The following is a 21,227-nucleotide window of genomic DNA, read 5'->3' as shown; positions in this document are numbered from 1 at the left end:
TTCTAAAAATAATTTTGATAGAATATGACATTAATATATTTATCAAAAGAGTAATTGGGGGGAAAACGATGAAAGAAATGATTAACAAATGGAACAAAATAAGCTTAGTTAAAAGAATTTTAGTAGGATTAATTATTGGTATTATATTAGCTTTAGTAGTTCCAAATGCTGCTAGTCCAATCGTAATATTGGGATCATTATTTGTAGGAGCATTAAAATCAGTCGCACCAATACTGGTATTTTTCTTAGTAATGACAGCAATATCTCAGCATGATAGTGGTAAAAAAACGAATATGAAGTCGATAATATGTCTTTATCTTTTAGGGACATTTTTAGCAGGACTTGTTGCAGTTGCAGCTAGTTTTTTATTCCCAATAACATTAACTTTAGGTGCAAGCGTAACAGACGTTACACCTCCGAGTGGAGTTGTTGAAGTATTAAAGAACTTATTACTTAATGTGGTTGATAATCCAGTTAAAGCTTTATTTAATGCAAATTATATAGGTATATTAGCTTGGGCACTAATATTAGGATTTGCTCTTAAAAATGCTGAACAAAGTACGAAAATAATGATAAGTAATGTTTCAGATGCTTTATCACAAATTGTGAGATGGATAATAAACTTTGCACCATTTGGAATAATGGGACTAGTGTTTGATAGTATAGCTACACAAGGATTAGAGACATTATTAGGATATGGTAAATTAATAATTTTATTAGTTGGTTCTATGGCATTTATAGCACTTGTAATAAATCCGTTAATAGTATTTATAGGGATACGTAAGAATCCATATCCATTGGTACTTAAATGTTTAAAAGATAGTGGATTAACGGCATTCTTTACTCGTAGTTCTGCAGCAAATATACCTGTAAATATGGAATTATGCGAAGAGTTAGGATTAGATAAAGATACATATTCAGTATCCATTCCTTTAGGGGCTACAATTAATATGGGAGGAGCTGCAATAACTATATCAATACTAACTCTTGCCGCAGTACATACTTTAAATATAGAAGTTGATATGGGAATGGCCTTAGTTCTTAGTTTATTATCTGCAGTAAGTGCTTGTGGAGCTTCAGGGGTTGCAGGTGGTTCATTATTATTAATTCCTCTTGCTTGTAGCTTATTTGGAATATCAAATGATATAGCAATGCAGGTAGTTGGTGTTGGGTTTATAGTTGGAGTTATACAAGATTCTTGCGAAACTGCACTTAATTCATCTACAGATGTTCTTTTTACAGCGGTAGCAGAACTTTCTAAAAAGCGCAAACAAGAATCTAGAAAAGAAGTTGAGTATGTAAAAGATTTTAGTTAATATTTTTATTAAGAGTCTAGAGAATCTAATGTATTAGTCTAATGCATTAGATTCTTTTTATATATAATTAAATAGAGTAAAACTTGCTATAATAATAAGTGAAATAATTTAAAGAGGTAAGATATGGAGAAGATAGGATTAATATTAGAAGGAGGCGGTATGAGAGGTATTTATACTGCCGGTGTTTTAGATTTTTTATAGAAAAAGATATAGAGGTAGATATAGTTATCGGTGTTTCAGCAGGAAGTTGTCATGGTGCGTCTTATTTATCTAGACAGTTCAAGAGATCGTACCATGCTACCTTAGATTATATAGAAGATAAAGAATATTTAAGTTTTAGAAATCTTATAAAAACGGGATCTATATTCGGCATGGATTTTATATTTAATAAGATACCAAATGAATTAAACATATTTGATCATAAAACATTTAACAAATCAAAATCTAAATTTATAGTGGTAACAACTAACTGTGAAAGTGGTAAAGCTGAGTATTTTGAACTAAAAGATATGAATAAAGAAATATTATATATGCAAGCATCATCATCAATACCTATGTTCGCAAATATTGTAGAAGTTGATGGATATAAATTAGTTGATGGAGGAATAGCAGATTCTATACCTATAGAATATTCATTAAGTCAAGGATATAAAAAGAATATAGTTATACTTACAAGAGATGAAACATACAAAAAAGATAAGTTAAAGTTTATACCTATAATAAAAAGTAGGTATAGAGAATATCCAAAGCTAGTAGATGCTATGGAAAATAGACATATTAATTATAATAAAAGTTTAGATTTAGTAAAAAAATTAGAGGATACAGGAGATGCTTTTGTTATTAGACCTAAAAAGCCAGTAAAAATTAGCCAACTAGAAAAGAATAGAGAAAAATTAAATCAGCTATATGAAGATGGATATAATGATGCAAAAGAGGTTTACAATGATATTCTAAAGTTTATGAAAAAAGAATAATTTTAAATAATACATAAAAGATTCAAGTTTATAATGGAAATTTTAGCTTTTTATAGCTTGTAATATTATTAATTTTTTATTATATTAAATTTTGAAGTTAAACTTATATCAAAAATAATAAAAGTTAAATTAAAACTTTAGGAGGAAGACTTATGGGATTAACAGCACATAATAATGCAAATAAAGGAGATATAGCAGAAACTATACTATTACCTGGAGATCCATTAAGAGCTAAATTTATAGCAGAGAATTTTTTAGAAGATGCAGTTGAATACAACACTGTTAGAGGCATGTATGGATACACTGGATACTATAAAGGGAAAAGAATATCTGTACAAGGAACAGGTATGGGTGGTCCATCAATGGGAATATACTCATATGAACTAATACATTTTTATGGAGTTAAGAATCTTATAAGAATAGGTTCAGCGGGAGCATTAAGTAAGGATTTAAAAATTCAAGACTTAGTTATAGGAATGGCTGCTAGTACAGATTCAAACTTTGGAGCTCAATACAACTTACCTGGAACTTATGCTCCATCAGCAAGTTTTGATCTTGTAAAAAAAGCTTATGATATAGCTAAAGAAAAAGGTATAGATGCAAAAGTTGGGAATATTTTATCAAGTGATGTATTTTACAGTGATACTGGTATGGAGTCATTAAAAGTATGGAGTAAGATGAATATATTAGCTGTGGAAATGGAAGCTGCAGCTCTTTATATGAATGCAGCTAGAGCTGGGGTTAATGCACTTTGTATGCTTACGATTTCAGATTTACCATTTGAAGGTGTTGCTACTACTGCAATGGAAAGACAAACAGCATTTACAAAAATGATGGAAGTTGCATTAGAATTAGCATAATAAATAAAAAAGAACTGATAAAATGATGTTATAAATTATTTTATCAGTTCTTTTTTATTTATTAAAATTTGAATTAGTTGCAAATTGACCAATATTTGATAATATAAAGTATATAAAAGTTATAATAAGGAGATATATATGCCTAAATATGCAAAATTACAAAAAAATATAAATGGAAAAGAAAAATATGTAATAACTCCAATGATACCAGGTGGATACCTAACACCTCAAACACTTATAAAAATAGGTGAAGTAGCTAAAAAATATAATGCATCTGTAAGATTAACATCTGCACAAAAAATAGCAATTGGTAATATAAAAGAAGAAGACATAGATTCAATATGGGAAGAACTAGAAATGGAACCTGCCATAAAAAATATATGCTCAGTAATAAATGTAGAAATGTGCTCGGCAAATTTTTGCAGAAGATCAAAGTATCCGATAATAGGATTAGGTATAAAAGTGACAAAGAAATTTCATGGAATGGAATTACCAGGTAAAGTAAAAATTGCAGTAGCAGGATGTAAAAACGCATGTATAAATGCATATACAAAGGATATTGGAATTTTATCAAATGTTGAGGGAAAATTATTTATAGTTGTAGGTGGAAAGGGTGGTGTAAACCCAAGAAAATATGATATATTAGCTGAAAACCTAAATGAAATTGAAGTAATAGATATTATTGATAAATTACTTTATTTATACAAAAGAAATGCTTTAGATAGCGAAAAGTTTACTATGTTTATAGAAAGAATTGGTATAAAAGATATAAAAGAGAATATATTATTAAAAATTTAATAATATGATATTTAAGATAGACTATAAAATAACGGGAGACATTGCTATTGAATATAAAAAGTTTAAGTTTAAATAATATAATATCTTTTGATAGATTAGAACTTATTTTTTCATCAGGAATAAATATTATAGAGCAAAAAAATATAGAAATAAATACAAAAATATTAAAATTAATTTATGCTATGTATAATAATAATACCCATATTGGAAAGTGTAATTTTGATTTAGCCTATACATATTTTAAAAGTAATGCAATAAGTTTAATTAATGATAAAATAAATCTAATTGATAATAAGCCAAACATAAAGATAGTTTATGATGATGATAGCTATTTTACTTACGACTTATTAAAATATGAAGGAATTAAAGCCGAAATTAACGGAGTAGATAAATATTATAAAAGTGGTAATTATAAAATTACGTTTATACCAGCTGATGATATTTTATATAATTCAGAAGAAATATTAAAATCTAATAAAGATTATAAAAGTTTTTTTGATAAAACATATATAGATATAATTAATAAATCTAAACAAAATGAAGATAAAAGTTTAGATAAAAAATATGAAAAAATATTAAATTTAATTTCAAAATCAATTGATGGCATACCAGTATATGAAAATCAAAACTTTTATATTGTAAAAGAAGATAAATATAAGATTAATTTATCAAAAGAAAGCAAAGAAAATAGAAAACTTGCTTTATTTTACTTATTAATAAAAAATGGTTTTATACAAAAAAATCGAGTACTTATTTGGGATAGACCAAGTGAATATTTAAGTAAAAAAAATATATTTTTATTAAAAGAAATACTGAAATATTTTGAAAAAGAAGGAATGCAGATTTTTATAAGTGGAAATGATTTAACTATTAAAAATTAAAGGAAAAGCCAGTCAATTTGACTGGCTTTATTTTTATCCAATAAACATTTGTGTCCAATATAATTGTCCTTTTGAATTTTGAGCAATACCTATACCTATTTCAGTGAAGTTAGCGTTTAATATATTTGCTCTATGACCTTCAGAATTCATCCAAGCAGTAACTACTTCAGATGGAGTTTTTTGTCCCATAGCTATGTTTTCTCCAGCTGTACGATAGCTTATTCCAAATTGCTTCATCATGTCAAATGGAGAACCATAAGTTGGAGAAGTATGGCTAAAGTAGTTTTTATTTACCATATCTTGAGATTTTATTGTAGCTACATTAGCTAAAGAAGCATTTGATTTAAGTGGACTTAAACCGTATTTAGCTCTTTCTTTGTTAACTAAGTTAACAACTTCTTGTTGATAAGCTGCGAAGCTATTTGAAGTTGATTCAGAGTTATTGTCAGAACCAGTATTGTTATCTGAAGTATTATTTCCAGAGTTGTTATCAGAATCAGTATTGTTGTCTGGAGTATTATTTCCAGAGTTGTTATCAGAACCAGTATTGTTATCTGAAGTATTATTTCCAGAGTTGTTATCAGAACCAGTATTATTATCTGAATTATCATTTCCTGTATCTGGAGTAGTTGGTTTATTTATACAGTTTGAATTTAAATCAAATTTATACTTTTTACCGTTTATACATAGATAAATAGAACCTTTTCTAGTGTATTTTGTAGTTTTTGTTGTTGTGCTAGTTAATGCACTTGCAGGTACTGCTGTACTTACCGTAGTTACAGTGACTACACCTAAAGCTAATAATGTTTTTAGTTTCTTTACCATAAAACATATCTCCCTTCATTATTAAAAATATATTTGTTTAAAATATTTAAAAAATGTTACTTATTTGTAACCTTTTATCTAGGGGGGTGCCCCTTTGTAAATCCATGATAACATAGAAATTTGTCGAAAAACCATGTAAATTTATGTAAAATGTATTATAAAAGAATTAAATTAAGTTATTTCAATGATTATAGAAATTATTAAGAATAGAATAAAAGGTTTGACTACAGTGTTATGGGTAAAGAAATATATAATATAAATCGAATAGTAGAATAAAAAATGATACCCTATATATAAACTTAAATTAAGTTTATATATAGGGTATCATTGATAAGGTTGAACCTATATTTTTATATTGTTAATTAAATCATATTAAAAAAGTACATATAACCAACATATAATGCAGACAGTCCAACTAATCCATATATTATTCTACTAAATGAACTTATATTTCCAAATTTTCCATCGCCAGCAAAAATAGCAGCCACAAGGTCTAATTTAGCTACTGACACTAAGCCCCAATTAAGGGCACCGATTAAAACTAATATAACAGCTATATTATAAATAATTGTCATATGAATAACCTCCTACTCCTGTTTTTATTTGAGATTATAGACAGGTTGATATAAATTTATACATTATTAAATTTTAATAATTTTATAAGAAACATGTTTAAAGTAAAGCTTAGGTGGTATATATGTAGTATACTTAATAAAGTTAATAAAGTTTTATACTAGAATATATATATACTAAAATTAGGAGGAGAAATAATATGAAAAAATTTGTATGTACAGTATGTGGATATATCCACGAAGGAGAAACAATAGAAGGATTTGTATGTCCAGTATGTAAAGTAGGAGCTGACAAATTCGAAGAAATGTCAGGAGAATTAAATTGGGCTGATGAACACAGAATAGGTGTAGCACAAGGTGTAGATGAAGAGGTTATAGAAGGATTAAGAGCAAACTTTGTTGGAGAGTGTACAGAAGTAGGAATGTACTTAGCAATGAGTAGACAAGCTGATAGAGAAGGATATCCAGAAGTAGCAGAAGCTTATAAGAGAATAGCATTTGAAGAAGCAGAACATGCTGCTAAATTTGCTGAATTATTAGGAGAAGTAGTTGTTGCTGATACTAAAGAAAACTTAAGAGTAAGAGTTGAAGCAGAATACGGTGCAACTGATGGAAAATTAAAATTAGCTAAGAAAGCTAAAGAATTAGGATTAGATGCTATACATGATACAGTTCATGAAATGTGTAAAGACGAAGCTAGACATGGTAAAGCATTCTTAGGATTACTAGAAAGACATTTCGGTAAACAAAACTAATAATAAGTTTTTATTTATATAAATTAATTTTTAACATTTTAAAATACCTTAAGATATTTAATATCTTAAGGTATTTTTATTTTATAATTTTACTTATATATTTTATTAATAAGTATGGTAATATTTATACATATATAATGATTTTAGTATATTATAGTTATAATATTAAATAAGTATAAAAATAAGGAAAGGTAATAGAATGAAGAATAATAAAGCAATATTTAGTATAGTAATAATTATAGCATTTTTAATAGGTGGCTATATATTTATAAGACCCAGTAAAGAGACAGTAAAACAAAATAATGTAAATAATAAAGTAGAAGAAGATAATGGTGTAAATAATAATAAAACAATAGCATTTCTAAGAGCAATACAAGGCGTTAAAATTGAAAGTTTAGAATTAGTTGATAATCCAGTGGGATTTAATGGAAGTTTCTTAGCTCCAAAAAATTCTATAAAAAATGGAGTAGACTATTTTTTAGAAGAAAGTAAAAATGATAAAATAGATAAAGTTCAAGTAGATATAGGTAGTGGATATATAAAAATTAATGTAGATTATAAAGTAAGCAATACAATAACTACACCAATAGAATTAAAGATAATACCATCTATTAATAATCATAAGGATTTACTTTTAAAAATAACTGAAGTTAAATTTTTAGATTTAAAAATAGCCGATTGGATAATAAATATGGGAGTCAATAAGTTTTTAAACGATTGGTTTACAAATGAAAGTGATTTAATAGTTAAATTTGACGATAGTAATGTAATTATAGATAAAAGTAATTTTAAAGAGTTTACTTTAAATAATATATCTATTGATTCACAAGCTTTAAAAATAGATATGTTTATTAATATGGAAAATATGAAAGGCTTTCAAAATTAAATAAAATAATAAAAAATGGCCTATAAATTATAGGTCATTTTTTATTTTAAATGAAATGAGGAAATTTAAAGATATTTATCAAAATACTTATGGAAAATTATGTAAAAGTTTTTAGAAAATGTAACTTTTTTGTAATAATTTACATAAAATCTATTTACATAATTAAAAATTTCATATAAAGTTACATATAAGGTATAAATTACAATTATATCTACTTTTTATCATAGAATATAGAAAATGGGAGAAAGTAAGCAATGAGTAAGAAAATAATAATGTCTTTAGGGATAAGTGCAGCAGCTTTATCACTAAGCTCGATAGAAGCAGATGCAGCACAAACTTTAACAGTGGCAACATCAGTATTAAATGTAAGAACTGGGGCTGGAACTAATTATTCTATAATGTCAAAAGTTTATGAAGGTGACAAATTAGAAGTAATAGGAAGTTCAAATGGATGGTATAATGTAAAGTTATCAAGTGGAAAAACTGGATGGGTAAGTGGAGATTATGTAAGTGTAAGTGGCTCATCTAGTGATACAAGTACAACGATTAAAACAGGAATAGTAAATACATCTGTACTAAATGTAAGAAGTGGAGCTAGTACAAGTTACTCTATAATAGGTAAAGTATATAGTGGAAATACTGTAGAGATAATAGGAAGCTCAAATGGATGGTATAACATAAAGCTATCAAGTGGAAAAACTGGATGGGTAAGTGGAGATTACGTAAATGTAGGTGGATCATCTAATGATACAAGTACGACAATTAAAACAGGAATAGTAAATACATCTGTACTAAATGTAAGAAGTGGAGCTAGTACAAGTTACTCTATAATAGGTAAAGTATATAGTGGAAATACTGTAGAGATAATAGGAAGCTCAAATGGATGGTATAACATAAAGCTATCAAGTGGAAAAACTGGATGGGTAAGTGGAGATTACGTAAATGTAGGTGGATCATCTAATGATACAAATACGACAATTAAAACAGGAATAGTAAATACATCTGTATTAAATGTAAGAAGTGGAGCTAGTACAAGTTACTCTATAATAGGTAAAGTATATAGTGGAAATACTGTAGAGATAATAGGAAGCTCAAATGGATGGTATAACATAAAGCTATCAAGTGGAAAAACTGGATGGGTAAGTGCAGACTATGTAAATGTAGGTGGATCCTCTAGTAACTCTGGATCATCTAGCAACTCTGGATCAACTGTTACTAATAAAGCTCAAGCTATAGTTGACTTGGCTAATAAACAAATTGGAAAGCCATATGTATGGGGAGCGGAAGGTCCAAATGCATTCGACTGTTCAGGTCTTACTTACTATGTATATAAAACTGCTTTAGGAATAACATTGCCAAGAACTTCTACAGAGCAATCTAAAACTGGTACAACTGTAAGTAGATCAAATTTACAGCCAGGAGATTTAATATTCTCAAGTACTAATGGAAGTGGTAGTGTAAGTCATGTAGGTATATATATAGGTAATGGTCAAATGATTCATGCTCCGAAACCAGGTGATACAGTTAAAAAGACTAATATAAATACTACATATTGGAACAATGCATATCTTTGGGCTAAAAGATATATATAATAGAATTACTTAAAAGTTGTAAAAACACCTCAAGAAATAATTATTTCTTGAGGTGTTTTTATTTAAATATGATAAAATTATATTATGTGAAATAAAGATAATTATAAAATATAGGGGAGGAATATATGAAAATAAAGTCAAAATTATTATCTAATAACATAAGTATACCTTCAATAGGATTTGGAACATATAAATCTGGAAATGAAAAAGAAACTGCTATAGTAGTAAAAGAAGCTTTAAATTTAGGATATAAAATGATAGATACCGCATCGTTTTATAAAAATGAAGTTGGTATAGGAAATGGAATAAAGGAAAGTAAAATAAATAGAGAAGATATATTTTTAGTAACTAAGCTTTGGAATGATGATCATGGCTATGAAAATACTATTGAAGCATTTAATAAGTCAATAAATAACCTAAAGGTAGATTATATAGATTTGTACCTAGTTCATTGGCCAAATAAATTAAATGCTGAAACTTGGAGAGCTTTTGAATATTTATATGAAAATAAAAAAGTAAAATCAATAGGTGTATGCAATTTTAAAATCGAGCATTTAGAAGAGTTAAAGAAAACAGCAAAAATAATGCCTATGGTAAATCAAATAGAAATACATCCATTTAGCACAAAAAATGATATAGTAAATTATTGTGAATATAATAATATTCAAGTTGTTGCATGGGGTCCAATTGCTAGAGGAAGAGTATTTACTAATGATTTAATGATTGAATTATCGAATAAATATAAAAAATCAATACCACAAATAGTATTAAGATGGCATATTCAAAGAAATATAATTCCAATACCAAAATCATCAAATAAAGATAGAATAAAAGAGAATATAGATATATTTGATTTTGAAATTTCTAGCGAAGATATGAAGCGTATAAACTCTTTAAATGAAGGAGATAACATATCTGTGTCAACTCCTCCTGTAAACACAATATATTAAAAAAATAGATAAAAACTTAATTTAAAAGTGTAGTTATAAAGTCATTATGATTTTAAACTACACTTTTAACATTATAAATCTAATTTTAAATCCCCATAATTTATAAATCCTTTTTTTCTCATAAATTCAGAAATAATAAAAGTAATGACTGCAGGAAGTACAAAATGAAGAAGAATAATTCCTATCCAAGTTGATATAGAATTACCCATAGCATTTAAAGTTCCAAATTGACCTACAAAACCACTAGTACCCATTCCGGAGCCAATTGGAATATTTTCCATCTTAAATATAGTAGTAGACAATGGACCTACAATAATAGAAGTTAAAGTTGGAGGAATCCATATTTTATAGTTCTTAATAATATTAGGCATTTGTAACATTGAAGTACCTACTCCTTGTGCAATAAGACCTCCCATACCATTTTCTTTTAAACTCATTACAGCGAATCCTACCATTTGACAACAGCATCCAACTGTAGCAGCCCCACCAGCAAGGCCACTAAGACCTAGCATCATACAGATAGCTGCACTACTAATAGGAAGAGTAAGAGCTATTCCAACTAATGCAGAAACTAAAGCACCCATAATGAAAGGTTGCATATCGGTAGCATTCATTATTAAATTTCCAAAGGAGTTCATAAAAATAGAAATAGCAGGTCCAATGATCCGAGCAGCTAAAACACCAACTAATATAGTTATAGCGGGAGTAATTATTATATCTATTTTAGTTTCTTTAGAAATTATTTTTCCACATTCAACGGCTAATACAGCAGCAACAAATGCTCCTACTGGGCCACCTAGCTCATTACCACATGCACCAACTATAGCACATGAGAACATAACTAATGGAGGTGCTTGAAGACCATAAGCAATAGATATAGCTATACAAGGTCCTGTAACTTGTTTTGAAAGTGGATTTATTACTTCTGTAAATAATGTTATATTAAACATTTCTCCTAAGGTATTAAATATTGTACCTATAAGTAATGAAGAAAACAATCCTAGTGCCATATAACTAAGAGCATCTATAAGATAACGATTGATTGACACTTCTACATTTTTTCTTTTTAGAAAGGTATGTATATTTGACTGTTTATTAATTGTATTATTCATAATAACTCCCCTTTTATATAAATATATTTTAAATTTATTAACTTTATTGTACATAAAAGTTGGTGACAAGACAACTGTTTATGCATTATGTAATGAAATAAATATATAAAGATATAAAATTAAATACTTATTTAACTAATTTTTAGTTGTAAATTGAAGAACAATACTTAAATTAAGAACAGTCTATTATAATTAGATAATATATGTAAAAAATAATTAAAATGTTTATAAAATATATTATAGGAGTAGATAAAATAAAATAATAGATTTAAAATATAATTATAGAAAATGAAAATTATTATCAAATGATGTTAAATATTTTAAGGTGGTGAATTTTATGAATGTTTTAATTGGAATATTAATACCTTTTGTAGGAACTGCATTAGGATCATCATGTGTATTTATAATGAAGAAAGAAATGAATACGGTAGTAAATAAGGTGCTACTAGGGTTTGCATCTGGAGTAATGATTGCAGCATCTGTATGGTCATTAATTATACCATCTATTGATATGAGTAGTAATATGGGCAAGTTTTCGTTTATTCCTGCTGCAGTTGGAATTTTAGTAGGGGTATTGTTTATGCTTGCTTTGGATAGTGTTATTCCTCATCTTCATTATAATTATAGTAAACCAGAAGGAATGGCAGTAGGAATTGTTTTTGCTGGAATTTTAAATAATGGAAACACTATAAGTATAGCAGCAGCATTTGCTCTTTCAATTGGAATTGCAATTCAAAATTTTCCTGAAGGCGCTATAATATCTATGCCATTAAGAAGTGAGGGGGTAACTAAATCAAAATCATTTTACTATGGATTATTATCAGGAATTGTTGAACCAATTGGCGCTGCTTTGACTATTATATTCTCAAGTTTTATAACTCCAGCTATGCCTTATTTTCTATCTTTTGCAGCAGGAGCTATGATATATGTTGTTGTTGAAGAATTAATACTAGAAGCATCGGAAGGAAAGCATTCTGATATAGGTACTATTGGTTTTGCTTTAGGATTTGTACTTATGATGATTTTAGATGTAGCATTAGCTTAAATTAAAAATTGTTAAATATTAATTATAGATGTAAATATAATATGGGATTAATATTATCTGTTTATTTATAAATATAGTATAAAACTTGAGCATATTGGATATAAATTAAATACCATTACCAAATAAATTTTTTAACTTAATATTTAAATACTCCTTATAAAATGAAATAGTAAGCGTACGCTTACTATTTCATTTTATATGTTAAATATCATATATATAATAGAATTACTTATAACTTAAATATTATAAAAGATTTTAGAAAGAATAAAATATGGGTATTATAAATGTAGATTAAAAAATATTTTCATATATACATTGAAAAAAAGATTGATGTATTATACTATAAAAAGGTAAACATTGGTTTACTTTTAATCATAAGCTTGGAAGGAGTACTAAAATTATGTCACAACAATTAGTAAAAGAGAGAGTAATTAAATATTTAATGGAAGATTTATTAGTTCCACATGATATGATAGATACAGATGTACCTTTATCAGAATTTGAAGAAGGTGCAGAAGGTGTACTTGATATAATAGTAAATGTAAAAGATAATGAGGATTACTATGCGCCAGTTTTAATAGTAAAATGCTTAGATGAAGATGTTGCTATGGAAGGTGAAACTGTACAAAAGCAAATAGACTTCTTAGAAGATGTAGATAATATAACTATGGCTGGAAGAATGATATTAACTAATGGAAATGAAATGATGTATGCAGATTGGACTGGAGAAGAGTATGATACAGATGCAGAACTTCCTACATATGAAACAATGGTAAAAGAATTCTTTGAGATGGAAGAAAAAATAAAAGCTATGGAAGCTGAGCATCATCACGATGGATGTGGATGCGGACATGAACACGGACATCATGAAGATCATGAATGCGGATGTGGTGGACATGAAGATGGAGGATGCTGTGGAGGACATAACCATGATGAAAATCATGGATGTGGATGTGGACATCATCACGAATAATTAACAAGAAAACTTGACTATAATTTTTAATGATGTTATTATTAAATGGTTAAAATTCACTGATAAAACCGTAAGTGTTGGGGCAATAATACTAAGGATTTATTAATGGTGGGATTTATAACGTCGTTCGAAAATGAGAGACCACAGATTTGTGGTCTTTTATTTTGCCTAAAATACAATATTTATAGAAAAAAAGAGGAAATTTAGGGGTAATAGTAGAATAATATTTACAATAAAATAAGTGTATGAAAAATTTTGTATAAACATAATTTTTTATAAAGTGCGTATTTATAGTATATAAACAAAAAATATTATAAAAAAATTTAGTAAAATCTGAGATGATTAAAAAAAATAAAAGGGTTTTTTTATATATATGTAGAATTATTGTTTAATAAAATAATTGACTTTTTATAAAAACTCAATATGGTATAGCGGGTATCTGGTATTTTTTCATAATTACAATCATATTATATAGATAAATAGAGCTACAGACACTTTAATATTGAATTTAATAAACTATATGTATAGAAGGGGTTAGATTATGGGGGCTAAAAAAGAAAATACTTACGAGAACTATATTTACGGGGAATCATCGAATTCATCAAATGCAATGAAAATGTACTTAAAAGAAATTGAAGAGTACAAAATGTTGTCTGCAGTAGAGGAAGTAGAACTAGCAAAAGCAATCTGTGACTCTACACCTGATGCTAAAGAACAATTTATAAATGCAAATTACAGACTAGTAGTAAGTATAGCAAAAAAATATAGAAAAGAAAGCGTAGATATGCTTGATTTAATTCAAGCAGGAAATATTGGACTTATAAAAGCTGTAGAGAAATATGATTACACAAAAGGTTATAAATTTAGTACTTATGCAACTTGGTGGATAAAACAAAGTATAACAAGATATATTGATGATTGTGAAAATACTATAAGGATACCGGTGCATCTTCATCAAAGGATTAATTTTGTAAAAAGAAAAAAACAAGAACTAGCGAATGTACTTCAAAGAGAACCTTCTTTAGAAGAGCTTGCGGAAGTGTGTGATCTTGAAGTTGAAAAAGTTATAGATATATTAAAAAGAGATAAGAGTATAGTTTCATTAGATACACCTATCAAGGAAGATGAAGATAGTAGCTTAGTTGAATTTATACCATCGGATGCTAACTTTGCAGATGTTGTAATACATGAGGTAGAACAGCATAACTTAAGAGAAAAAATAGAAGAATTATTAACTGGACTTAGTGATCAAGAACAAAAAGTTTTAAGAATGAGATTTGGACTAGATGATGATGATCCAAAGACATTAGAGGAAATAGGAAAAGTATTTGGAGTTACAAGGGAAAGAATTAGACAAATAGAAGCTAAAGCGATACGTAAACTTAGACATCCTAGTCGATTAAAACAACTAAAGCATTTTTATTAAAACCTAGACACAATATGAATATGGAGTATTAATATATATTCCATATTCATAAATTGAGTTTAGGTTTTATTTTTAATTTTTGCTATATATAGCGGAATCTTTATAAGTTGATACTTCTACACTTACTAATTTTATATCTTCAAATGTTTCTTCAATAGAAACCTTCATTATATTGAATATATTTTCAGCTAAATTTATTAATGTTGGCTTAAATGGAACATCTTTATATGGAAGTGAAGGTAATGGAGCATGTGTTTTTGTTCTTTCTCCAATTTTTATTAATGTTTTATGAAACCAATTTTGATCTATTTCTAAATCGAATAGTTTTCTTAGACCTGAAGAGTCAAATGAACTTTCCTTGTTATCATCTCTGTTTAAAATTTCTACTATAAAAATTATATCAATGGATTCTGGTTTACCCACCTGATAAACATTTAAATATCTGGAGTAATAAGTTGGATAAGTGATTTTCATAAATTTTGACATAATGTTCCTCCTTATTAATACTATTATATTCTAATCTATTCTAATAAGTTATATAGAGTTACAAGGTTTCATATACTTTAGTAGATAATTTACTTAATTTAGAGGTTGGTATCTATGAGTTTTGTTAGTAGAGAAAAGGAGTTTTTAAAATTTAGTTCTATTCTTGAGAATTTAATAAGCATAATAGAAAATATAGAGATTAGTATAATTGAATCTGATGTAAATAGAACTTATAAAATGTTAAATGATATAAGATATGAAATTGAAGTTAGTTTAGAAAACTTAGTAGAATTATTACATCCTTTTTTATTGTTTATAGTAGGTTCAGGAAACTATGGAAAGTCTACACTTATAAATGCTCTTATAGAAGATAATTTAATAAAAACTAAAGACTTACCAAATACTTGGAAGTTAGATTTATTTTGTAAATCTAATAATGAAAAAATAGAAATTATTTACAATGATAAAACTGTAGTATCAATGTCTTTAGAAGAAGGAGTAGATTTAATAAATAAAGAAGAAGATAAATTTAGAAAATCTAGAAAGAAAATATTTAATATATTAAGAGAGCATAAATTGAATAAAAATCTAAGTATAAAAGACTTAAAAAGATTAAAATTATCTTTGGAAGAACAATATCAATATATATCTGATATTGTAGAGGTAAAGTATTATTTTAATAAAAATGGTATATTAAATGATTTTATCATTGTAGATACTCCAGGATTAAATCAAATATTAAGTAAAAGTATGGTAAGTTCAATAAAAGATTACTACATTAAGTCTGATGGAATAATATGGATTATAGATGCTCAAAATATTATTTCTAAGAAAAGTAATGATCTTATTTCAGATATTAATAAATTAAATAAATTATATAATGGCAGAAAGAATATGATATTAGTAGTAAATAAAATGGATGTAATTGAAAGTAGCGATAAGGTTAATGTACATAAGGTTAAGGCAAAAGTTAAGGAGATTTATAGTGATATATTTGATGATATAGTATTTATTTCTGCAAAGAATGCAGTTAATGGCATTTTAAACAATGATACTGTCCTACTTAACAAAAGTAATATAAGTATTTTAAGAAGCTCTATAAATAGACACTTCAAAGAAACCTCACAAGAAAATCAAATAAAATCAAAACATAAAAACTTAATGTTAATGTCACAAAAAATCATGAAAATTATAGAAGAATATAAAAGAGAAGTATATAAAGATATATCTATATATAATAATTCAAACTTTCACTTAAATGAAAATATAAATATACATAAAAAATATATAATAGACTTATTATACGATATAAAAAATAAACCATATTATAAATTAATAGATATAAAAGAAATAGAAACAAGATTAAATGATATAGAAGAAATTTGTAAAAAAGAATTAAATAGGTTATATGAAAATAATTATAAAAGTTATAGTGGTAAAAAAAATATAGAAATAGAAAAGATAGATTTTCATATATCTTTTACTAAGAATAAGAACATTATAATAGATTATAATGCGTTAAAAGAGCTAAATAATGTAAAAGAAAAATCAAAAGATAAAGTTTTAGATTATATGAGAAGTAAAAGTTTTAAAAGAGTTTCTAGTGATGATCTAGATATAAAAAATCAAATCTATGGCAAGTTAAATACTTTGATTGATGAATGTATTTGTGATGTAGAAGCTAATTTTGAATTAATTAAAAATAAAGTGGAGTTAGTTAAATATAATACATTTAAAGAAAAATATTTGAGTAAAGAATATATAAATAGTCACATAGCAGAATTAGAAATAATTTATAATATTGTGAAAAATTTGAGGTGATATTATGAAAGAAATAAAAGAATCTATGTATAAAATAAAAGAAAAGCTTTTACAATCTCCTTTGAGAAGTATATTAAGTGAAGGAGATAATATACCTTTTAAAAGCATTGTTGAAGGTAACTTAAATGATAACATAGAGAGTATAGAAATTTTACAAAACAACGAATCTAAGCCGTTAAATATAGTAATAGTAGGGGAGGTTAAATCAGGTAAATCAACTTTTTTTAACACTTTACTAAAAAAAGATATAAGTGAGGTTGATGTACTTGAGTCAACATCATCAATAATAGAAGCTAGTTATGGAGAAAAATATGAAAATAACTTTGAGGATGGAATTTATAAAATTAAATTAAATTTAGATTTATTAAAAAAAATAAATATAGTTGACACCCCAGGTTTAAGAAGTATGACTACAAAAAATGAAAATAGAACTTTAAGCTATATACAAAATGCTGATATTATTTTATTTGTAATAGATGGTACTCATATAGGACAAGAAGATATAATAAATTCTTTAGATTTGATAGAGACACTTAAAAAGTCTATTGTAGGAATAGTAAATAAAGGAGATTTATTAGAAGATAATAAAGAAGAAGTTTTAGAGTACATACAAGAAGAGTATGGACTTTATATTGATAAGTTCTTCTTAATATCTTCTTATAAAGAGTATAAGAATGAAGATGATGAAACTGAGCGTAGTGAACTAAATAATAATTTTTATGATTTATTAAAATATATAGATGAATTATATAATAGCTCAATAGATATAAAAGAAAGGAGCACTGAAAATTCTCTTAAAGGAATTATTCAAAGAGAAATAATAACTAACTATGATTACTTTAAAAGTATAACAATGTTATATGAAGAAGTGAAAAAATATGAACAAATGCTTAGAAAAAAGCTAGATTATATAACTTCTAAGATGAATTTTGAAATAGACGATTGGATAGATAGATTGTTTTTTTATGATGAACTTGAAAAGATTAAGGAAAATTTAGAATATGCTAAAGACTATATAAATGAAGGATATATAAATAAGTGTTTAAATGGAAGAAAAGAAGAACTAGATAATTTATTTTTTAATGAATGGGATGAATGTTTAAAAGAAATTCAAAAAGAAATAGATAGTAATATAAATAAGTGTGTAGAAAGTATATACTATAAAGATGAGTTTTTAAATAAAAGTCCATATAAAATGGATAAAGATGATTTAAATATAAATGAAATGCTTGCCACAGTAGGTACAGGTGCTCTTTTAGGAATAACATCAGGGGGGATTGTTTCAGTATATAGTGCAGCAGTTGGTTCAAGTGCTGCATCTATGACTATAGGATCAGCTCTTATGATGTATTGTCCACCATTATTTATAGCAGGAACAATTAGTGGAGCTTTAGGTAAAATAATTTATGATAAGGTAAGATATGAGAATCAAAATAAGAGTAGTTTAAATGAAATAGAGGAATTTATTAAAAAGCTTAAAGAAAATGTAAAGGTTGATCTTAAATCAAATTATTATAAATGTAGTGAGGACATAGTTTTAACTAGTAGTGATATATTTAAAAAAGAAAAAGGCATAAATATGAATAGATATGAATTAGATAAATTTATAAATCAAATAGAATCTTATGTTGAAGAATTAAAAGAATATTTAATAGAATAAATCATTTATTTAACAAAAAATGACATTCTAACATATATTATGGTATGACTATAAATTAAGGAGAATGTCATAATGATAAGCTTAAGTTTATGTATGATAGTTAGAGATGAAGAAGATGTAATAAAAAGATGTTTAAATAGCGTAGCGGGAGTAGTAGACGAAATTATAATTGTAGATACAGGATCTATTGATAAAACAAAAGAAATAGCTATGGATTTTACAGATAAGATATTCGATTTTAAGTGGAATGATGATTTTTCTGAAGCTAGAAATTTTTCATTTAGCAAATCTAGCAAAGATTATATATTATGGCTGGATGCAGATGAATATTTTGATAAAGAAAATAAGAATAAACTGAAAACTTTAAAAGAAAGTTTAAGTGATGATATAGATGTAGTAACACTTGAAACGAATATGTTAAAGAAAAATAATAATTGTATTTCTTTTATAGGGAGAAGAAATCGAATTGTAAAAAGAATAAAAAATTTTAGGTGGATAGGATTTGTCCATGAATATATAGATGTAGAAGGTGAAGTTTTTGATAGTGATATATCTATAATTCATAATAAATTGAAAACTGTAACAGATAGGAATCTGATTTTATATGAAAAAAATATAGAAAGTGGAAATACTTTAAGTGATAGAGATCTGTATTATTACGGAAAAGAATTGTATTGTAATAAATATTATGAAAAAGCGATATCTATATTAGAAGAATTTATAAAAAAATGTATATGGGTGGAAGAGTTAGTTGATTCTTTACGTAAGATTGGAAAGTGTTATTTATATTTAAATGATCATGAAAAGGCTAGAACTTACTTTTATAAATGTTTTGAATATATTTCACCTAATATTGGGGTTTTATATGATATAGCAGAGTCTTTTGAAATTCAAAAAGAGTATAGAAAAGCAATATCATGGTATGAAATTATATTAAAATTAGAGAATTCTAGTGAGTTTAATTTATGTGAATGTGAGTGTATAGGATGTATAGACTTTAATGTAAACTTGAGCCTTTGTGTATGTAATTTTGAAATTGGAAATATAAATAAATCATATTATCATCATCTTAAGTGTAAAGAAATAGACCCTCAAAATGCATGTGTAACTAAAAATGATGAAATATTTAATAATATGAAAGCCTAGGCATTAATCCTAGGCTTTTAAATATGTTTTTTAATTTTATCTACAGTTTTATAAAGAAACATAGCCGAATTATTTATTAATGAATCAATGTAGTCTTTATTATCATTAAAATCATCATCGGAATACAATTTAGTAACATCCATTCCTAGTAATAAATTTATACTCATAATACGATTTAATTGAATACAAACCATAGATAGAAAATAAATTATACAAAGACTAATCATAGATAAACTAATAAGAGTGAAAACAACCATTCATATCCCCCCAGTTAGAACATAAGTACATGTCCTTTAATTTAATTCTACTATATTAGAGGTATTATATCATCTTAAAAAAAAGTATAAAATTTATCAAATAACTACAATATAATACACAAAAAAACATATTTATGGAGTAAACACAAAAATCTATTAGTGGCAAAAAAAGTAAAATGTTATTTATTGTATAAAACTTTTATCAAAGGTTAAATAAAATTTGGAAAATATTATTGACTAATTAAAGCTTAATATAGTAGATTATTTACTAACTGTTAGTTTACTAAATAATCTAACTAAATAAGTGGAGGAAAATGACGTGAGTAAAGAAGCAGCAAAGAAGAAATCTTCTTTCAGCATAGTAGAAACTATAATAATAAATCCTAAAGTAAATGGAGAAACAGTTCATTTACAATTTGAATTAAGAGAAAATAAAGAAATAACTGTTATAGGTGGAATTGATACTATAACTAATTTCTTTGAATTAGATATTGTGGAAAAGATTGATAATGGGTATAAGTTAGGCATAAGAAAATCAGATGATGTAAAAAGAAATCCAAAGTCTTATAAATATTTTACTAACATATGTAATTATAAAAAAGAAGTTGTATATGCACTTAAAAAACATTTTAAGTTACCACAAGATGAATTTATATATTTTTATAGACCAGATATATTATTGATGAATGAAAAAGAAACAATACAATTTATAAAAGAAAGGAAAAAATATAATAATTTTAAGAAGTTTGTTAGAAATACTATTAATAGACAGAGGTTATATCATCAAATGCTAAATATACCATATAAGCTTAACTATAATTTATTAACTTTATTAAAAATAAAACTAGGTTAATAAAATACTAATACTAAAGTACATAATTAATATTAAAAA

Annotated in this window: 21 protein-coding genes; 16 read left to right on the top strand and 5 right to left on the bottom strand. The window is 26.1% G+C overall.

Annotated elements, in window-relative coordinates:
• Nucleotides 1-68: 68 nt before the first annotated feature.
• The 5 genes from sstT (at nucleotide 69) to I2A66_RS07595 (ending at nucleotide 4,829) form a co-directional block, all read left to right on the top strand.
• Nucleotides 69-1,316: a serine/threonine transporter SstT gene (gene sstT, locus I2A66_RS07615; protein ID WP_122638869.1), complete on the top strand. Its 1,248-nt coding sequence runs from the start codon at nucleotides 69-71 to the stop codon at nucleotides 1,314-1,316.
• Between the two features lie 137 nt (nucleotides 1,317-1,453).
• The gene (locus I2A66_RS17620; RefSeq protein ID WP_330615467.1) at nucleotides 1,454-2,290 is read left to right on the top strand and encodes a patatin-like phospholipase family protein; all 837 of its coding nucleotides are present in this window, start codon (nucleotides 1,454-1,456) and stop codon (nucleotides 2,288-2,290) included.
• Nucleotides 2,291-2,442: 152 nt separating this feature from the next.
• Complete coding sequence (gene deoD, locus I2A66_RS07605) at nucleotides 2,443-3,150, top strand: purine-nucleoside phosphorylase (RefSeq protein WP_122638871.1); 708 nt, start codon at nucleotides 2,443-2,445, stop codon at nucleotides 3,148-3,150.
• 138 nt (nucleotides 3,151-3,288) lie between these two features.
• Nucleotides 3,289-3,948: an NAD(P)/FAD-dependent oxidoreductase gene (locus tag I2A66_RS07600; RefSeq protein ID WP_147515959.1), complete on the top strand. Its 660-nt coding sequence runs from the start codon at nucleotides 3,289-3,291 to the stop codon at nucleotides 3,946-3,948.
• Nucleotides 3,949-3,995: 47 nt separating this feature from the next.
• Nucleotides 3,996-4,829: an AAA family ATPase gene (locus I2A66_RS07595; RefSeq protein ID WP_195251341.1), complete on the top strand. Its 834-nt coding sequence runs from the start codon at nucleotides 3,996-3,998 to the stop codon at nucleotides 4,827-4,829.
• 33 nt (nucleotides 4,830-4,862) lie between these two features.
• On the opposite strand, the gene I2A66_RS07590 is transcribed toward I2A66_RS07595, so the two are convergent.
• Together I2A66_RS07590 and I2A66_RS07585 are read right to left on the bottom strand one after the other, a co-directional pair.
• Nucleotides 4,863-5,654, bottom strand: coding sequence for a CAP domain-containing protein (locus tag I2A66_RS07590; protein WP_195251340.1), 792 nt, complete (start codon nucleotides 5,652-5,654; stop codon nucleotides 4,863-4,865).
• A 362-nt stretch (nucleotides 5,655-6,016) separates the two neighbouring features.
• Nucleotides 6,017-6,229, bottom strand: coding sequence for a DUF378 domain-containing protein (locus I2A66_RS07585; RefSeq protein WP_122641382.1), 213 nt, complete (start codon nucleotides 6,227-6,229; stop codon nucleotides 6,017-6,019).
• Nucleotides 6,230-6,426: 197 nt separating this feature from the next.
• Here I2A66_RS07585 and I2A66_RS07580 point away from each other — a divergent pair, with 197 nt between their 5' ends.
• The 4 genes from I2A66_RS07580 to I2A66_RS07565 all read left to right on the top strand — a co-directional run bounded on the left by I2A66_RS07580 (nucleotide 6,427) and on the right by I2A66_RS07565 (nucleotide 10,409).
• Nucleotides 6,427-6,981, top strand: coding sequence for a ferritin family protein (locus tag I2A66_RS07580; protein WP_122640037.1), 555 nt, complete (start codon nucleotides 6,427-6,429; stop codon nucleotides 6,979-6,981).
• Nucleotides 6,982-7,180: 199 nt separating this feature from the next.
• A complete protein-coding gene (locus I2A66_RS07575) occupies nucleotides 7,181-7,867 on the top strand; it encodes a hypothetical protein (RefSeq protein ID WP_147516177.1) in 687 nt (228 codons plus the stop codon).
• 254 nt (nucleotides 7,868-8,121) lie between these two features.
• On the top strand, nucleotides 8,122-9,459 hold the full coding sequence (locus I2A66_RS07570) for a C40 family peptidase (RefSeq protein WP_195251339.1): 1,338 nt from the start codon (nucleotides 8,122-8,124) through the stop codon (nucleotides 9,457-9,459).
• 125 nt (nucleotides 9,460-9,584) lie between these two features.
• Complete coding sequence (locus tag I2A66_RS07565) at nucleotides 9,585-10,409, top strand: aldo/keto reductase (protein WP_195251338.1); 825 nt, start codon at nucleotides 9,585-9,587, stop codon at nucleotides 10,407-10,409.
• Between the two features lie 71 nt (nucleotides 10,410-10,480).
• Here I2A66_RS07565 and I2A66_RS07560 read toward each other — a convergent pair whose 3' ends face one another.
• On the bottom strand, nucleotides 10,481-11,521 hold the full coding sequence (locus I2A66_RS07560; RefSeq protein WP_147516175.1) for a PTS transporter subunit IIC: 1,041 nt from the start codon (nucleotides 11,519-11,521) through the stop codon (nucleotides 10,481-10,483).
• A 337-nt stretch (nucleotides 11,522-11,858) separates the two neighbouring features.
• On the opposite strand from I2A66_RS07560, the gene I2A66_RS07555 reads away from it, so the two are divergent.
• The 3 genes from I2A66_RS07555 (at nucleotide 11,859) to I2A66_RS07545 (ending at nucleotide 14,965) form a co-directional block, all read left to right on the top strand.
• Nucleotides 11,859-12,566, top strand: a complete 708-nt coding sequence (locus I2A66_RS07555) for a ZIP family metal transporter (RefSeq protein WP_195251337.1) — start codon at nucleotides 11,859-11,861, stop codon at nucleotides 12,564-12,566.
• A 400-nt stretch (nucleotides 12,567-12,966) separates the two neighbouring features.
• A complete protein-coding gene (locus I2A66_RS07550; RefSeq protein WP_122640838.1) occupies nucleotides 12,967-13,539 on the top strand; it encodes a type I restriction enzyme HsdR N-terminal domain-containing protein in 573 nt (190 codons plus the stop codon).
• Nucleotides 13,540-14,080: 541 nt separating this feature from the next.
• On the top strand, nucleotides 14,081-14,965 hold the full coding sequence (locus I2A66_RS07545) for a sigma-70 family RNA polymerase sigma factor (protein ID WP_122640836.1): 885 nt from the start codon (nucleotides 14,081-14,083) through the stop codon (nucleotides 14,963-14,965).
• Nucleotides 14,966-15,037: 72 nt separating this feature from the next.
• Here I2A66_RS07545 and I2A66_RS07540 read toward each other — a convergent pair whose 3' ends face one another.
• Nucleotides 15,038-15,451 carry a hypothetical protein gene (locus I2A66_RS07540; RefSeq protein WP_122640835.1) on the bottom strand — a complete coding sequence of 138 codons (414 nt, stop codon included), beginning with the start codon at nucleotides 15,449-15,451 and terminating at the stop codon, nucleotides 15,038-15,040.
• 114 nt (nucleotides 15,452-15,565) lie between these two features.
• Here I2A66_RS07540 and I2A66_RS07535 point away from each other — a divergent pair, with 114 nt between their 5' ends.
• The 3 genes from I2A66_RS07535 (at nucleotide 15,566) to I2A66_RS07525 (ending at nucleotide 20,078) form a co-directional block, all read left to right on the top strand.
• Nucleotides 15,566-17,272 (top strand): dynamin family protein, encoded by a 1,707-nt coding sequence (locus tag I2A66_RS07535; protein WP_195251335.1) that lies wholly within the window; start codon nucleotides 15,566-15,568, stop codon nucleotides 17,270-17,272.
• A gap of 4 nt (nucleotides 17,273-17,276) precedes the next feature.
• Nucleotides 17,277-18,932 (top strand): dynamin family protein, encoded by a 1,656-nt coding sequence (locus I2A66_RS07530; protein WP_147516171.1) that lies wholly within the window; start codon nucleotides 17,277-17,279, stop codon nucleotides 18,930-18,932.
• Nucleotides 18,933-19,004: 72 nt separating this feature from the next.
• Entirely contained in the window at nucleotides 19,005-20,078 is a 1,074-nt protein-coding gene (locus tag I2A66_RS07525) for a glycosyltransferase (RefSeq protein ID WP_195251333.1), read from the top strand.
• 17 nt (nucleotides 20,079-20,095) lie between these two features.
• Here I2A66_RS07525 and I2A66_RS07520 read toward each other — a convergent pair whose 3' ends face one another.
• Nucleotides 20,096-20,335 (bottom strand): hypothetical protein, encoded by a 240-nt coding sequence (locus I2A66_RS07520; protein WP_122640829.1) that lies wholly within the window; start codon nucleotides 20,333-20,335, stop codon nucleotides 20,096-20,098.
• A 319-nt stretch (nucleotides 20,336-20,654) separates the two neighbouring features.
• On the opposite strand from I2A66_RS07520, the gene I2A66_RS07515 reads away from it, so the two are divergent.
• Nucleotides 20,655-21,188, top strand: coding sequence for a hypothetical protein (locus I2A66_RS07515; RefSeq protein ID WP_147516170.1), 534 nt, complete (start codon nucleotides 20,655-20,657; stop codon nucleotides 21,186-21,188).
• The last annotated feature ends 39 nt before the right edge of the window (nucleotides 21,189-21,227 follow it).

This window comes from Romboutsia sp. 1001713B170207_170306_H8, from assembly GCF_015550495.1.
In the GTDB taxonomy this organism is placed as follows: Bacteria; Bacillota; Clostridia; order Peptostreptococcales; family Peptostreptococcaceae; genus Romboutsia_E.
The sequence above is the reverse complement of the archived record's forward strand: the minus strand, read 5'-3'. Positions and strand labels throughout refer to the sequence as shown.

Coding starts and splice junctions, on each gene's coding strand:
- sstT (WP_122638869.1), top strand. CDS start 69: ATGAAAGAAATGATTAACAAATGGAACAAAATAAGCTTAGTTAAAAGA.
- deoD (WP_122638871.1), top strand. CDS start 2,443: ATGGGATTAACAGCACATAATAATGCAAATAAAGGAGATATAGCAGAA.
- I2A66_RS07600 (WP_147515959.1), top strand. CDS start 3,289: ATGCCTAAATATGCAAAATTACAAAAAAATATAAATGGAAAAGAAAAA.
- I2A66_RS07590 (WP_195251340.1), bottom strand. CDS start 5,654: ATGGTAAAGAAACTAAAAACATTATTAGCTTTAGGTGTAGTCACTGTA.
- I2A66_RS07585 (WP_122641382.1), bottom strand. CDS start 6,229: ATGACAATTATTTATAATATAGCTGTTATATTAGTTTTAATCGGTGCC.
- I2A66_RS07580 (WP_122640037.1), top strand. CDS start 6,427: ATGAAAAAATTTGTATGTACAGTATGTGGATATATCCACGAAGGAGAA.
- I2A66_RS07575 (WP_147516177.1), top strand. CDS start 7,181: ATGAAGAATAATAAAGCAATATTTAGTATAGTAATAATTATAGCATTT.
- I2A66_RS07570 (WP_195251339.1), top strand. CDS start 8,122: ATGAGTAAGAAAATAATAATGTCTTTAGGGATAAGTGCAGCAGCTTTA.
- I2A66_RS07565 (WP_195251338.1), top strand. CDS start 9,585: ATGAAAATAAAGTCAAAATTATTATCTAATAACATAAGTATACCTTCA.
- I2A66_RS07560 (WP_147516175.1), bottom strand. CDS start 11,521: ATGAATAATACAATTAATAAACAGTCAAATATACATACCTTTCTAAAA.
- I2A66_RS07555 (WP_195251337.1), top strand. CDS start 11,859: ATGAATGTTTTAATTGGAATATTAATACCTTTTGTAGGAACTGCATTA.
- I2A66_RS07550 (WP_122640838.1), top strand. CDS start 12,967: ATGTCACAACAATTAGTAAAAGAGAGAGTAATTAAATATTTAATGGAA.
- I2A66_RS07545 (WP_122640836.1), top strand. CDS start 14,081: ATGGGGGCTAAAAAAGAAAATACTTACGAGAACTATATTTACGGGGAA.
- I2A66_RS07540 (WP_122640835.1), bottom strand. CDS start 15,451: ATGTCAAAATTTATGAAAATCACTTATCCAACTTATTACTCCAGATAT.
- I2A66_RS07535 (WP_195251335.1), top strand. CDS start 15,566: ATGAGTTTTGTTAGTAGAGAAAAGGAGTTTTTAAAATTTAGTTCTATT.
- I2A66_RS07530 (WP_147516171.1), top strand. CDS start 17,277: ATGAAAGAAATAAAAGAATCTATGTATAAAATAAAAGAAAAGCTTTTA.
- I2A66_RS07525 (WP_195251333.1), top strand. CDS start 19,005: ATGATAAGCTTAAGTTTATGTATGATAGTTAGAGATGAAGAAGATGTA.
- I2A66_RS07520 (WP_122640829.1), bottom strand. CDS start 20,335: ATGGTTGTTTTCACTCTTATTAGTTTATCTATGATTAGTCTTTGTATA.